Annotated in this window: 10 protein-coding genes; 4 read left to right on the top strand and 6 right to left on the bottom strand. The window is 62.9% G+C overall.

Annotated elements, in window-relative coordinates:
* Window positions 1-4: 4 nt before the first annotated feature.
* The 3 genes from KO538_RS20910 to KO538_RS20900 are packed head-to-tail and all read right to left on the bottom strand — an operon-like array spanning window position 5 to window position 3,510.
* A complete protein-coding gene (locus KO538_RS20910; RefSeq protein WP_070303295.1) occupies window positions 5-934 on the bottom strand; it encodes an ABC transporter permease in 930 nt (309 codons plus the stop codon).
* On the bottom strand, window positions 927-2,003 hold the full coding sequence (locus tag KO538_RS20905) for an ABC transporter permease (protein WP_070303296.1): 1,077 nt from the start codon (window positions 2,001-2,003) through the stop codon (window positions 927-929). The genes KO538_RS20910 and KO538_RS20905 overlap by 8 nt, the downstream gene beginning before the upstream one ends.
* Window positions 1,996-3,510, bottom strand: a complete 1,515-nt coding sequence (locus KO538_RS20900) for an ABC transporter ATP-binding protein (protein WP_219329535.1) — start codon at window positions 3,508-3,510, stop codon at window positions 1,996-1,998. The genes KO538_RS20905 and KO538_RS20900 overlap by 8 nt, the downstream gene beginning before the upstream one ends.
* 440 nt (window positions 3,511-3,950) lie before the next feature.
* Between KO538_RS20900 and KO538_RS20895 the strand changes: the two genes are divergently transcribed.
* Together KO538_RS20895 and gluQRS are read left to right on the top strand one after the other, a co-directional pair.
* Complete coding sequence (locus KO538_RS20895) at window positions 3,951-4,763, top strand: outer envelope protein (protein ID WP_092716215.1); 813 nt, start codon at window positions 3,951-3,953, stop codon at window positions 4,761-4,763.
* A gap of 166 nt (window positions 4,764-4,929) precedes the next feature.
* Window positions 4,930-5,907, top strand: a complete 978-nt coding sequence (gene gluQRS / locus KO538_RS20890) for a tRNA glutamyl-Q(34) synthetase GluQRS (RefSeq protein ID WP_374106870.1) — start codon at window positions 4,930-4,932, stop codon at window positions 5,905-5,907.
* Between the two features lie 78 nt (window positions 5,908-5,985).
* On the opposite strand, the gene KO538_RS20885 is transcribed toward gluQRS, so the two are convergent.
* Window positions 5,986-8,217 (bottom strand): TonB-dependent receptor, encoded by a 2,232-nt coding sequence (locus tag KO538_RS20885; RefSeq protein WP_219329533.1) that lies wholly within the window; start codon window positions 8,215-8,217, stop codon window positions 5,986-5,988.
* A 299-nt stretch (window positions 8,218-8,516) separates the two neighbouring features.
* A complete protein-coding gene (locus KO538_RS20880) occupies window positions 8,517-8,729 on the bottom strand; it encodes a hypothetical protein (protein WP_219329532.1) in 213 nt (70 codons plus the stop codon).
* Between KO538_RS20880 and KO538_RS20875 the strand changes: the two genes are divergently transcribed.
* Window positions 8,728-11,430: a PAS domain-containing protein gene (locus KO538_RS20875; protein ID WP_219329531.1), complete on the top strand. Its 2,703-nt coding sequence runs from the start codon at window positions 8,728-8,730 to the stop codon at window positions 11,428-11,430. The genes KO538_RS20880 and KO538_RS20875 overlap by 2 nt on opposite strands.
* Window positions 11,423-12,316 carry a class A beta-lactamase gene (gene bla, locus KO538_RS20870; RefSeq protein ID WP_219329530.1) on the top strand — a complete coding sequence of 298 codons (894 nt, stop codon included), beginning with the start codon at window positions 11,423-11,425 and terminating at the stop codon, window positions 12,314-12,316. The genes KO538_RS20875 and bla overlap by 8 nt, the downstream gene beginning before the upstream one ends.
* On the opposite strand, the gene KO538_RS20865 is transcribed toward bla, so the two are convergent.
* Window positions 12,317-12,751, bottom strand: a complete 435-nt coding sequence (locus KO538_RS20865; RefSeq protein WP_052755885.1) for a DUF695 domain-containing protein — start codon at window positions 12,749-12,751, stop codon at window positions 12,317-12,319.
* Window positions 12,752-12,777: the final 26 nt, after the last annotated feature.

Here is a 12,777-nt window from a genome sequence, read left to right as displayed (position 1 = left end):
GTGATTAATTTCCGGGATTGAAATTTTTCCCCAGCGAAGCGGGCATGTTGAGCTTGATGTAATTGGCGTTGCTGGAAATGAGCACGAGCACGACGATGGCCGCCACGTAGGGCAGCATCGACAGCAGTTGCGACGCAATCGGTACGCCCAGCGCCTGCGCGTGGAACGTCAATATCGTGATGCCGCCGAACAAATAGGCACCGCCCACCACGCGCGCCGGGCGCCAGGTGGCAAACGTGGTCAGCGCCAGCGCGATCCAGCCCCGCCCCGCCACCATGCCTTCGACCCACAGCGGCGTGTAGACGAGCGACAAGAAGGCGCCGGCCAAGCCGCAGCAGGCGCCGCCGAACAGCACGGCCGCCAGGCGGATGCGGCGCACGGGATAGCCGAGCGCATGCGCCGAGGCGGGCGACTCGCCCACGGCGCGCAGCACCAATCCTGCCCGCGTGCGGTACAAAAACCAGGCGATGGCCAGGCACAGCAGCAAGGACAGATACACCATCGGATGCTGGCGGAACAGGGCCGGCCCCAGCACGGGAATATCTTCCAGGAAGGGGATGCCGAAGCGGCCGTTCTGCAAGCTGTTGCCCACGTACTTCAAGCCGATATACGTGGACGCGCCCGCGCCAAACAGCGACAAAGCCAGACCCGTCGCATACTGGTTCGTGCCCAGCCACACGGTCAGCCAGGCAAAGAAGCCGGACAGCACCATGCTGGCGCCCGCCCCTGCCAGGAAGCCCAGGGTGGGACTGCCCGTGTTGACGGCCACGGCAAAGCCCGTGATGGCCGAGACCAGCATCATGCCTTCCGCGCCCAGGTTGACCACGCCCGCTTTTTCATTCACCAATAAACCGAGCGCGGCCAGCATCAGCGGCGTGCCCGCATTGATGCTGGCCGCAATCAATGGCGCGATGGTCAGGGCCAGGTTATCCATGTTTTCTCCAGCGCAATTTGTATTGGATCAGCACGTCGCAGGCGAGCAAGGCAAACAGCAAGATGCCCTGGAACACGCCGGTAATCGCACTGGGCAATCCGAGGCGCGACTGCGCCAGTTCGCCGCCGATATAAAACAGGGCCATGACGAAGCTTGAAAAAATCACGCCCACGGGATGCAAGCGTCCCACGAAGGCGACGATGATGGCGGCAAAGCCGTAGCCGGGCGAGACCGTGGGCGTCAACTGCCCCATCGGCCCCAGCACTTCGCAGGCGCCCGCCAGGCCGGACAGGGCGCCGCAGATCAGCAAGGACGACCACAAGGTCTTGCGCGAAGAAAATCCCGCATAGCGCGCGGCGGCCGGCGCCATGCCGCCCACGCGCAGGCGGAAGCCGGCAATGCTGCGGGATAAATACAGCCAGCCGCCCAGCGAGGCCAGCAAGGCGAAGACGATACCTACGTGCAAGCGTGTGTCGCTGATCACCATCGGCAGCAGCAAGCCGTCCGACAGCAGTTTCGACTGGGGAAAATTGAAACCTTCCGGGTCGCGCAGCACGCCATACACAAGATAGCTGAGCAGCAATTGCGCGATGTAGACCAGCATCAGCGAGACGAGGATTTCGCTGGCGTTGTAGCGGTCGCGCAGCCACGCCACCAATCCCGCCCACGCCATGCCGCCCGCCATGCCGGCCACCAGGGACACGCCGATGATGGCCGCGCCGCCGACGCCATCGTCGAGGTACAGCGCTGCCGCGCCGCCGCAGATGGCGCCCAGGGTCAACTGCCCTTCGGCGCCGATGTTGTAGATGTTGGCGCGAAAGCAGATGGCCAGGCCGACGGCGATCAAGAGCAAAGGCGCCACCTTGAGACCCAGCTCGGACCAGCCGTGCGCGTCGCGCAAGGGTTCGACAAAGAAGACGGCCAGTCCCGCCAGCGGATCGTGTCCCAGCGCAATAAACAGCAACGCGCCGCACAGCACGGTGAGCAAGACGGCCAGCACCGGCGACAGCCACGACATCAGCCGCGATGGCGCGGGCCGAGCTTCCAGGCGCAAGGCAAACTTAGCCATGGGCTGCCTCCTGCGGCCACAACCCGCTCATCCATTGCCCCACCTGGGCCACGCTCGCGTCACCCACGTCGAGCGACGGCGAGATTTTTCCCTTCGCCATCACCAGCAAGCGGTCGCTGATGTCGAACAATTCATCGAGCTCCTCCGATACGACCAGCAGCGCGCAACCGGCGTCGCGCAGCGCCAGCAATTCGGCGCGGATTTGCGCGGCCGCGCCCACGTCCACGCCCCAGGTCGGCTGCGCCACGACCAGCACCGTGGGTTCGCGCATGACTTCGCGTCCGACTATATATTTCTGCAAGTTGCCGCCCGACAGGCTGCGCGCCAGCGCCTGCGGCCCGCCCGCTTTCACCTGGAAACGGGCGATGATGGCGGCCGCCCGCTGCGCGATGACGGTATGACGCACGAAGCCGTGGCGGATGGTGGCCGGTGTCTGCAGGCTCAACAAAACGTTGTCGGCCAGCGCCATGTCGGGCACGGCGCCGCGTCCCAGCCTTTCCTCGGGCACGAAGCCGAAGCCGAGGGCGCGCCGGCGCCCCGGCGGCAAGCGTCCTGCCGGCGTGCCGTTCAGGACGATGCTGGCGGCGGGGGCGCGCATGTCCTCGCCCGACAGGGCCGCCAGCAATTCCTGCTGGCCATTGCCGGACACGCCCGCGATGCCGACGATCTCGCCCGCACGCACGTCGAAATGGATATCGATCAATTGCGTGGCAAACGGGTGGCTCTTCGGCAAGTTCAGGCCCCTGACACTCAGCATGGCCGCACCGGGCGTGCGCGTCACGCGCGTGACGGCCGGCGGTTCGGCGCCGATCATCATGCGCGACAGGCTGGCCGCCGACTCCTGCGACGGATCGCATACGCCCGCGTTCTTGCCGGCGCGCACCACCGTGCATGTATGGCACAGGGCGCGGATCTCGTCGAGCTTGTGGCTGATGTAGAGGATGCTGCAGCCTTCGGCCGCCAACTGGCGCAAGGTGGTAAACAGTTTTTCCACGGCGCCCGGCGTCAGCACGGACGTCGGCTCGTCGAGGATCAGCAGTTGCGGCTTGGCCAGCAAGGCGCGCACGATTTCCACGCGCTGGCATTCGCCGACGGACAGGGTGTGGACATGGCGCTGCGGCTCCAGGTCCAGGCCGTACTGGCGCGCCGTGTCTTCGATGCGCTGCGCCAGCTCCGCCATATTGGTGCCGGCCGGCAAACCGAGGGCGATGTTTTCCGTCACGGTCAATGTGTCGAACAGGGAAAAGTGCTGGAACACCATGGCGATGCCGAGCGCCCGCGCGGCCGACGGGTTGGCGATCTCCACTTCGCGGCCATTCCACAGGATGCGGCCGCCATCGGGCTGCACGGCGCCGTAAATGATTTTCATCAGGGTCGATTTGCCGGCACCGTTTTCACCGAGCACGGCATGGATCTGTCCGGGCGCGACGTTGAGACAGATGCCGTCGTTGGCCACCACGGCCGGATAGCGCTTGCTGATATCGAGGAGTTCCAGGCGTGCCGTCATTGTTTTTTTCGTGCCTCGCTGCGTGGTATGCGGGATGTCAATCGGTGGAAAAAATCAACACTCTGTCTCTATCGTATCGGCATCCGTGGCGCTTGGGGGGCGAGCGCGGCGGCGCGCATTTCTATTTCCGCAAAAAAACAACACCTGTATACAATTTTGAAAAAAATTATCAGCTTTGCAGCGGCTGCCTTGCCCCGCAAGGGCGGGAAGGTGCGATGATTATATGCAGGAACTGATAGTAAGTATGCAGATAAGACATATCGCCCAGCGCGGCGCTTCTCGCATCATGGATTGAACGGTGCGCAATTTTCCTCATCGCAGCGCTTCGTGCGCACTACGCACCCTGCTATCCCCCCGTTCCCGTTTTCTCACATCATCAGGAGCCGAAAGTGCCAAAAACCATACCGTGTCTGTTGCTCTGCCTCACTACCACTCTCGGCGTGGGCGCGACCGCCCAGGCTGCCGAATGGAGCGATACCGCGCTGAGCTGGCGCGCCGGCAACGACTACCGCGAGCCGTTCAATCCGGACGACATCAAGAAAAACATCTTCGCCATCACGCACGCCAGCGGCTACAAATACGGCAGCAATTTCGTCAACCTCGATTTCCTCATGTCCGACAGCAAGGACCCTGGCGCGCTCGGTAAAACGTCCGGCGCGCAGGAAGCGTACCTCGTGTACCGCAACACCATCGACATCGGCAAGGTGCGCGGCAGCGACATCAAGTTCGGCCCCGTGCGCGGCGTCGGCGTCACCCTCGGTTTCGACGTCAACACCAAGAACGACGTCGGCTACAACTCGCGCAAGCGCATGCTGGTAGCCGGCCCTACCCTGATGTGGGACGTGCCCGGCTTCTTCAACACCAGCCTGCTGTTGCTGCGCGAAAGCAACGCCCCCAGCGGCGCCTTCCCGCCCATCTCGCAAGTAACAGGCCGCTACACGTATAAAACGCACGCCATGCTGACGGGCGCCTGGGGCATCCCCCTGTCGCCGCTGTTCTCGTTCGAAGGCTTCTTTAACCTCATCGATTCGAAAGGCAAGGATGAAGTGGGCCGTGACACGGCGGTGGAAACGAACATCGACATGCAGGTGATGTTCGACGTGGGCGCGGCCCTGGGCAGCGCCAAGAACACCTTCCGCGTGGGCCTGGAATACCAGTACTGGAAGAACAAGTTCGGCAACTCGCCCGCCACCACGGGCAACGTGGGCCAGACGGCGAAGACGCCGATGATACGTGCGGAGTATCATTTCTAATTGCAGCAATCAATACCCACGAACGTAGCGAATGCCGGCATGGAAACTTTGTGCTGGAGAGACTACGTTCGTGGACAGCCACTACAGTATGACAAAGGCAAACGGAGCTGATTGCACACGCCCGTGTGCTTTCCGCATTTGACACGTCTGATTCCCTCCACGATACTTGACGCTTGCTCCACTCCGGTTAACAAGCGCCGTCGCCGCTTTGCCAGCACGCATGAACAGTCTTCTCTCCTCCTCCCCCTACATCGGCCGCTTCGCCCCCTCCCCCTCCGGTCCCTTGCACATGGGCTCGCTCGTCGCCGCCATGGCCAGTTATCTTGATGCGAAGGCGCATCGGGGTACATGGCTGTTGCGTATCGAGGACCTGGACTATGACCGCAATGTCGAGGGCGCCGACGCCGGCATTCTGGCCAGCCTGCAGCGCTGCGGCATGCATTGGGACGGCGAGGCGACGTGGCAGAGCCGGCGGTTGCCGCTGTACCAGGCGGCGCTCAAGCAGTTGCAGGACGATGGGCTCGTGTATGCGTGCGGCTGTTCGCGCAAGGAGATCCAGGATTCGAACTTGCAGGCGGGAACGCCGAAGAATGGGGCCGCCGTGTATCCGGGCACTTGCCGTCACGGTTTGGCGCCGGGCAAGGCAGCGCGGGCCTTGCGGCTGCGGGTGCCGCAGGGGGCGGATGCGATGTACGCTTTTGCCGACCGCTGGGCGGGTCCGCAGCGGCAGGACCTGGCCAGCGAGGTGGGCGACTTCATCGTGCTGCGCGGCGATGGCTACTGGGCGTATCAGCTGGCCGTCGTGGTCGACGATGGCGCACAGGGCATCACGCAGGTGGTGCGCGGCGCGGACTTGCTCGATTCCACACCGCGCCAGCTGTATCTGCAGGACGTGCTGGGCTTGCCCCATCCCGGCTTCCTGCACGTGCCTGTCGTCACGAACGACAGCGGTGAAAAGCTGTCCAAGCAGACGGGCGCCCTCGCCTTCGATACAGGCACACAAGCCGAACTGCTGACGTCGGCGCTGCTGCCGGCCGCCCACTTCCTCGGTCTCGACGTGCGTGCCGACAAGGTGGAAGATTTCTGGCGGCAAGCCATTCCCACCTGGGCGCAACGGCTGGCACGCCTTCCCGAGCGCACATAAAAAAACCCGCCACGGCGCGAACCGGGCGGGTAGCAATGCAGGCGCCAGCCGCTAGGGCCGGCGCCTGGTATCAGGCAATTAGAAGTTGCCTTTGAACTGCACACCAAACTGACGTGGCTCATTGATGAAGCCCGTACGGTTGTTGAAGTCGATGGCGCCCGTGATGCGCTGGGTGTCGGTGATGTTGCGGCCAAAAACGGCCATTTCATACTTGCCAGCATCCCAGGTGTAGCCCACGCGCAAGCCGCCTTCGACCATTGCCTTGCCGGTGAACTCGGTCGCTTCATACAGGAAGAAGTTGATCTTGCTGCGGTAAGCCCAGTCCGTGAAGACGAAGAATTCGCCGTTTTCCATCGGGATCGAATAACGGCCCGTGGCAGTGATCGTCCACTTCGGCGCTTGCGGCAATGGATTGCCGTCGATGATGGCACGGTTGCCGGTGGTCAGCGAATCGGTCACGGTACAACGCGTTTGGGCGCAGGTAGCGATCGACAGGCTCGGGTCCTTGATTTCCGTGAAGTTGTAGCTGCCGCCCAGGGACATCTTCAGGCTCGGCGTGACAAAACCTTCCAGTTCCAATTCCGCGCCACGGCCGTTCGTCTTAGCTGCATTGATCAAACGCGTCACGTTCGAGGTGCCGCCCACGACCGTCAATTGCTGGTTCTTCACCTGATAGTTGTACAGGCTGAAGGCCACGCGGGCGCGGCGCTCGAACAGGTCGGCCTTGATACCGGCTTCGAACGAGGTGATCGTTTCCGCATCGGCCACGGTGACAGGCACGCTGGTGCTGGCCGGGGCGATACTTGGCGCGCGGAAACCGGTGGCGACACGGCCGTAGAAGTTCACGTCCTTGTTGTATTTATAGGTACCGCTCAAGTCCCAGTTGACCTTGGCTTTGCTGACATCGGCGCTGGTCGGGCTGACCTGCACGATGTTGGTCGCTTCCACCGTGTTGAAATCCTTCTTGTCCTTGGTGTAGCGCAAACCGGCACGCAGCATGAAGTCATCGTTGACGGCGTAGTTGACGGAGCCAAACGTTGCCCAGGCCGAGTTCTTCTGGCGGCTGGCCAGATGCGTGGTCAGCACATGCGTGTTGGTATCGAAGTTGTCGGTGAAACCATTGGCATCTTCGTTGAAGTAGTACACGCCAGCCTGCCAGTTGAGCGGACCGGCATTTTTCGATTCGGCGCGGAATTCTTGCGAGTACTGCTTCACGCTGGTGATGCCGCCGGCCGTTTCAACCTGGAAAGGAATGACGCCAGGACCCGTTGGCGTGCCGCCATCGATGTCGCCATGCGACACGTAATTGCCGACCTGTTCAAAGCCGGTGATCGAGTACAGTTTAATACCGTCCAGGTCCCAGCTCAGGCGGGCGCTGGCGCCGTTGGTGCGCAAGCGCTGGAAGTTCGGTGCATTCGTAAACGACTTGTTCGGGTCGAAGCCGTCGACGATATCGTTCGTGCCCTGCTTGATCATGTTGGCGTAGAAGATGCGCGCGCTGCCCGTGGTGCTGCGCTGGTGCACATTGAACAGGGCGTTGAACATGGTGTTCGGTGCGTACAGCAGTTGCACGCGTTCGGCGTGTTCATCGTAGCCGTCCAGCGCGTTTTTCTGGCCCGTAAACGTGTTGTCGACGTAATCGTCGCGGTGCTGGCGCAGGGTCGAGAAGCGCAGCGCCCATTCTTTGCTCAGCGGCACGTTGACGGCGCCGTCGAAGTTGGTCGTGTTGTGCGTGGCGGCGGAAACGTTGTAATAGCCTTCAACCTTGTCCAGGTTCGGCTTGACGGATTCGAACTTGACCACGCCGGCAGGCGTATTGCGGCCGAACAATGTACCTTGCGGGCCGCGCAATACTTCCACGCCAGCCACGTCGAAAATCGGATAGCCCTTGAGGATAGGATTTTCTTGCACGACATCGTCGTAAATCAGGGAAACAGGTTGCGATGCAAAGATGTTGAAGTCGGTGTTGCCGTAGCCGCGGATGTAGAAGCGGGGGAAGGTGCGGCCGTTCGACGATTCCACGTTCAGGCTCGGCACTTTGCCAGCCAGCACGCGAATATCCTGACCGCTGGAGACCAGCACGTCGAGCTTCTCGTCGCGCAGTAGCGAAACAGAGACGGGCACGTCGCGGATATTTTCTTTGCGGCGCTGCGCCGTCACGGTCACGGTTTCCAGCTGGCTGGCGGCAGGCGCCGTATCAGCAGCGACTTCATCTGCATAAGCCGAACCGATAGGCAGGGCTGCGGACAGTGCCAGCATGGCGGCGCTTTTGGCGCACAACCGCTTGTGCATCTTGGACATCTTGATCATGTTGTTTCCCAGAAGTTTAAAAAAAGAATTGCGAAACCTGTCTCCGGCTTATGTACGGCGCTGGATGATCGTGTGCACCATCACGGTGCAGCAGCGCGAGCGGATGTCTCTCCGCTCCTGGCGTCACTGGCTCTGCCCTGGCTGTCGTGCTGGCTGACAGCGGTAGCGGCCGCATCTCCGGGATGTCTGATGAACACCAACTTTTGAGTAAGGCGCCAATTTAATTCAAGCGCCTTATGCGCTGCAAGAATATTGTTATGTAAAATATTCATTCATCAACATAAAGGGCCCACTAGTGGTTATTCAGCCACAATAACGCCCTTGCCTTGCAATTTGCCCTGATGACTTGCCGTATGGCATGCCTTTTTCGCCAGGCCAGACGAAAGCGGAATTGGCATCCTGCAAGACAGCCCCGACGGTAAAAATAGTTGTAATATCGCCAGACTTGCGCTGCCATGCCGCCCCATTCCAGTGCGGCGGCGGCCCCCTGCACCATCGTTGATCGCCGCCATGCCAGAACCCAGCCTGCCCAGCAATGCCGTCCCGTCCTCCACCGTCGCCGCCCAGGCGGCGCATTTACTGCTAAGCGCCCATTGCGACATCGTCTGGAGCACAAAAACCTTCGGCCAGTTCGATGCCGACCAGCCCACCTGGCGCGCCTTCACGGGCCAGACCGAAGCCGAACTGCTGGGCCGCGGCTGGGTCAATGCCCTGCATCCGGACGACCGCAACTTGCCTTACGTCGTGCCCTCGCACCTGACCAGCGTGTTCGAAGCGGAATACCGGTTGCGCCACGTCAGCGGCGCCTACCGCAATATGCTCGTGCGCATGCTGCCGGTGCTGGCGCCCGATGGCAGCATCGTTGAATGGCTGGGCTCGCATTGCGACGTGACGCAGCAACGACAGACGGAACAGCGGCTGCGCCTGGCCATGCAAGGTGGCCGCATGGGTGCGTGGGAGATCGACCTGGGCAGCGGCAGCATGGCCGGCTCCGATGCGTTCAAGGCCAATCTGGGCCTGCCGCCTGACAGCCACATCGATTACGCGCAGCTGACGGGCGCCATGCTCGACGGCGACCTGCAGCACTGGCAAGCCGTAGTGCACGCGGCCATCGCCAGCGCTGGCGATTTCGAAATCGACCTGCGCGTGCGCTGGCCCGATGGTTCGCTGCACTGGGCGCACATGCGCGGCACCTGCGCCAGCGACGGCGCCGGCAACGTGATCGCCCTGTCCGGCATCTCGCTCGACCTGACGGCCAGCAAGCAGAACGAGGAAACCCTGCGCCTGACCCTGGCGGCCGGCGAAGTGGCCACCTGGAACTGGGACATCGTTGCCGACCGGGTCACAGCCGACAGCAATATGGCGCGTTTGTTCCCCGTCAATGCCGATGCGGCCACGGCGGCGCCGTTGGCGCGCTACCTGGACATCATCCATCCCGATGACCGCGAGCAAGTCAGCGCGCAGATTACCGAGGCGCTGCAGGCGCACACGCCGTTCGAGGCCAGTTATCGCGTCGGCGCCGGCGATGGCCAGTACCGCTCGGTCATCGCGCGGGGCCGCGCGGAATACGCGCCCGATGGCACGCCCCTGCAATTGCCCGGCGTCCTGCTCGACATCACGCGCCAGAAGCAGGTGGAAGATGCGCTGCGCCGCAGCGAGGAACGCTACCGCACCCTGATCGAGCTGATGGACCAGGCCTTTTGCGTGATCGAAATGCTGTACGACGAGCAGGGCCGCCCCGTCGATTTCCGCTACCTCGAAGGCAATCCCTCCTTCGTCAAGCAGTCGGGACTGGAAAACGCCATCGGCAAGACCATCCGCAGCTTCGTGCCCGACCACGACCAGCACTGGTTCGACCTGTACGACCAGGTCGTCAAGACGGGCGAGCCCGTGCGCTATGAAAACGAAGCCGTGGCCATGGAGCGCTGGTTCGAAGTCTTCGCCGCGCGCCTGGGCGGCCCCGGCAGCCGCCTGCTGACGGTGCTGTTCAGCGACATCAGCGAGCGCAAGCGCTCGGAGCAGCAATTGCGCCAGCTGGCCGACAACCTGTCCGAAATGGACCGGCGCAAGACGGAATTCCTGGCCACCCTGGCGCACGAACTGCGCAACCCGCTCGCGCCCATCCGCAATGGCTTGCAGATCATGCGCCTGGCCGCCGACAAGCCCGCCACCGTGGCGCGCGTGCGCGACGTGATGGAGCGGCAAGTCAATCAGATGGTGCATCTGGTCAATGATTTACTGGACGTGGCCCGCATCACGCGGGGCCAGATCGAACTCAAGCTCGAACGCACGGACTTGAAAGCTATCATCGCTTGCGCAGTGGAGACGAGCATGCCGCTGATCGAAGCGGGCCGCCACCAGTTGCGTGTAGAACTCGACGAGCAGGCGCTGCCGCTCGAGGCCGACCCCACGCGCCTGGCGCAAGTGCTGGGCAATTTGCTCAACAACGCCGCCAAGTACACGCCGGCCGGCGGCCACATCAGCTTGCGCGCATTACGCGATGGCCACGAGGCATTGATCGAAGTCCAGGACAGCGGCGTGGGCATACCCGCTGAATCGATCACGACCGTGTTTGACATGTTCACGCAGGTGGGACAGAACATGGGGCGCGCGCAAGGCGGCCTGGGCATCGGCCTGTCGCTCGTGCGTCGCCTGGCCGAGCTGCATGGCGGCAGTGCCGCGGTGGCCAGTCCCGGCGCCGGCCTGGGCAGTACTTTCAGCGTACGCCTGCCCCTGCTGGCGGCGCAGCCAGCCACCTCCGTCGCGCCTGCCGTGCCCACCGTCACCGCCGTCACCGCCGTCACCGCCGTCACCGCCAGCGGACCGCAGTTCCGCGTGCTGGTGGTCGACGACAATGTCGACGCGGCCGTTACCCTCGCCGCCGTGCTCGACATGATGGGCCATGCCACGCAAGTGGCCCATGATGGCGCACAAGCCCTGGCTGTGGCGCCGCAATTCTTACCCGACGTCATCTTCCTCGACATCGGCTTGCCCGGCATGAACGGCTACGAAGTGGCGCGCGCGCTGCGCCGGATACCGGCCGGCACCAACGTCGTGCTCGTTGCATTGACGGGCTGGGGCGCAGAAAACGACCGTAGCCAATCGAGCGCGGCCGGCTTCGACCACCATCTGACCAAACCGGCCAACCTGCTCGCCATCGGCGAACTGCTGGCCACCCTTTCCACTCCAAAAACACTGACAGACCATGACTGAATCCCTGAACCACGCCCGCCGTAACCTCCTGCTGGCCGGCGGCGCTACCCTGCTGTGCCCGGCACCGCTGCTGTTTGCAGCGCCCGCCACCAGCATCGCCACCGTCCAGACGCAGCTGGCCGCGCTGGAACAAGCCGCAGGCGGACGCCTTGGCGTTGCCGCCTGGCGCCAGGGCAGCGAGCTGCGCATTGCTTATCGCGCCGACGAACGCTTTCCCCTGGCCAGCACTTTCAAGGCCATGCTGGCGGGTGCCGTGCTGGCCCGCAGCGTCAGCCAGCCGGGCTTGCTGGATCAGCACGTGCGTTACGAGAAAAAAGAACTGGTCACCTACTCGCCCATCACGGAAAAGCATCTGGCCGACGGCATGAACGTGGCCGACCTGTGCGCCGCCACCTTGCAGTACAGCGACAATAGCGCGGCCAATTTCCTGATGACACTGTTGGGCGGGCCGCAAGCCGTGACGGCGTTTGCGCGCAGCATCGGCAATACGGTGTTCCAGCTGGAACGCTGGGAAACGGAATTGAATAGCGCCATCCCTGGCGAAGTGCGCGACACGGCCAGCCCCGCGTCGATGGCGCACAGCTTGCAGCAATTGTTGTTGGGAAATAGCTTGCCGGCACCGCAGCGCCAGCAACTCGATACCTGGATGCGCGGCAACACGACGGGAGACAAACGCATCCGCGCCGGCGTGCCTGCCGGCTGGCAAGTGGCCGATAAAACGGGCTCGGGCGCCTATGGCAGCGTCAACGACATCGGCGTCGCCTACCCGGCCAGCGGCGCACCGCTGGTGATCGCCGTGTACTACACGCGCGAACAGAAAAAAGCGGACACGAATCAGGACATCATCACGGCCGCCACGCGCATCGTGACGGCCGCGCTGGTGTAATTACTTCGGCAGTGCTGCCATGAAACCCGCATACGTGGACCAGGCGGGGTCGGCCGCGCTGCGGATTTCGATCGGGAACTTTGGACGCGGCGCCAGCGCCGTGTTCAGACGATTGAAAAACTCTTCGCCCGACTGCGTGTAATAAATCCATTCACGCAAGTTTTCGCCCGTGGACACCAGCGCCAAGGTGGCGAAGCCGTCTTCTTCCACCACGGGCGCCAGCGCCGCTTCCAGTTCCTCCATGTGCTCGCGCTCGTTCGGCGCGGGCATGCCCGTTTCGTCCTCGTAACGCCAGGCAATGATGATGCGGTCCGGCTGCGACGACAGGTCCCAGTCATCATGGAAAGTATCAACATAGCGATAGATGATGGCCATTTCGTCGCTATGCGTGACGATGGTGCCCCAGCTGCGGGCGGAAGTGGAATTTTCGTTCATGATTGCAACAGTCAAAAAAATAAATC

Origin of the sequence: Janthinobacterium sp. NKUCC08_JDC (assembly GCF_019345575.1) — a bacterium.
Lineage (GTDB): Bacteria > Pseudomonadota > Gammaproteobacteria > Burkholderiales > Burkholderiaceae_D > Janthinobacterium > Janthinobacterium aestuarii.
Note: the sequence above shows the minus strand (reverse complement) of the source record. Positions and strands in the feature narration are given on the sequence as shown.

What these genes read in the sequence shown, in the direction of transcription:
- KO538_RS20900 (WP_219329535.1), bottom strand. Translation starts at nt 3,510, where the DNA reads ATGACGGCACGCCTGGAACTCCTCGATATCAGCAAGCGCTATCCGGCC.
- KO538_RS20865 (WP_052755885.1), bottom strand. Translation starts at nt 12,751, where the DNA reads ATGAACGAAAATTCCACTTCCGCCCGCAGCTGGGGCACCATCGTCACG.
- bla (WP_219329530.1), top strand. Translation starts at nt 11,423, where the DNA reads ATGACTGAATCCCTGAACCACGCCCGCCGTAACCTCCTGCTGGCCGGC.
- KO538_RS20910 (WP_070303295.1), bottom strand. Translation starts at nt 934, where the DNA reads ATGGATAACCTGGCCCTGACCATCGCGCCATTGATTGCGGCCAGCATC.
- KO538_RS20875 (WP_219329531.1), top strand. Translation starts at nt 8,728, where the DNA reads ATGCCAGAACCCAGCCTGCCCAGCAATGCCGTCCCGTCCTCCACCGTC.
- KO538_RS20885 (WP_219329533.1), bottom strand. Translation starts at nt 8,217, where the DNA reads ATGATCAAGATGTCCAAGATGCACAAGCGGTTGTGCGCCAAAAGCGCC.
- KO538_RS20905 (WP_070303296.1), bottom strand. Translation starts at nt 2,003, where the DNA reads ATGGCTAAGTTTGCCTTGCGCCTGGAAGCTCGGCCCGCGCCATCGCGG.
- KO538_RS20880 (WP_219329532.1), bottom strand. Translation starts at nt 8,729, where the DNA reads ATGGCGGCGATCAACGATGGTGCAGGGGGCCGCCGCCGCACTGGAATG.